Source organism: Oleiphilus sp. HI0079 (assembly GCF_001635105.1).
The window spans coordinates 1-1,200 of record NZ_LWFT01000643.1 but is presented as its reverse complement, the minus strand read 5'-3'; the positions used below and the strand labels follow the sequence as shown (position 1 = coordinate 1,200).

Annotated in this window: 1 pseudogene; it reads left to right on the top strand. The window is 45.1% G+C overall.

The annotated features are described in order from the left end of the window. Positions 1-1,200, top strand: a pseudogene (locus A3750_RS26115) (hypothetical protein); the annotation flags it as partial.

Here is a 1,200-nt window from a genome sequence, read left to right as displayed (position 1 = left end):
GGTTGAGCGATTTCGAGGAGGTTCGACCGACGTTTGTTGCAGACCAACCTTATTACACGACAAATCCCGACGAAACAGACACGGACGGTGATGGCCTCAGTGATTTTGGAGAGCGGCAAGGTAACAATCCGAACGTTGATGTCGTTGATTGCGCAAACAATAGCGTGCCGATGGGCTTAATTAGGACTCGAGGTGATCAGACGGATACGGATGGTGATGGGTTAACGGACGATCTCGAGTTCAACGTTAGTGGCGATCCGCGTATTTTCTATTCGAACCCGTTAAGCACGGATACGGATGGCGATGGTGTGTCTGATCTTGAGGAGTACGAATATGAGTATCTTTATGATCCTGATACCTTGGTTAACTATGGCTTTGATGTTTCGAATCCACCTAATACTCGAATGAGTGCCCTCAAATGCCATACGGACGACGATGGCTTGAATGATCTTGAAGAACTCAATGCGAGCACTAATGCCGGTTGGCCGGACACAGACAACGATTTGTTGAGTGACAAGCAAGAGTTAGATCCTCTAGTTGGTTTACTAACTAGAGCTGACAATCCTGATACCGATGGAGATGGTCTAAGGGACGGCTTTGAGTTTTATTTGACTCAAACAGACCCCAAGTCCTTGGATACGGATCAAAATAATATCTCTGATTCTTTAGAAGACCTCGATGGTGATGGCGTCACAAATATCGATGAGCTTGAAACGCTCTTTACTGACCCAAGAGAGACAAATACGGGAGGGCTTGTCAATAATAGTGGCGTACTTGTTTCTTCTTTCGCAACCGTGGATGGAGTTAAGACTAGAGCGTGGCTCTATGATTTGGAAAACATATCGTTGAATGGCTCTGTCGACACTAATGGCGATTTGCTTGATGAGAACGGTGATGTGGTGTTCGTTAATGGCTACGAATTTGTTTTAAGTTCTAACGCGATCTCTGATCTATTCGAGGATTCTGATGGAGACGGATTGACTAATGATCAAGAGCTTCTATTTGAGACAAATCCTTGGATTAGAGATTCAGATCAAGATGGTTTGAGTGACGGCGAAGAGGTTCAAGGCGTCACTTGTCTTGCTCTTGATAACGTTACGGTCAATATTTGTACTAGTGATCCTGCAAATGCGGATACCGATGGTGATCAGCTAAATGATGGTGACGAGCGCATAGCTGGAACTTTTCCTAGAGAAGTAG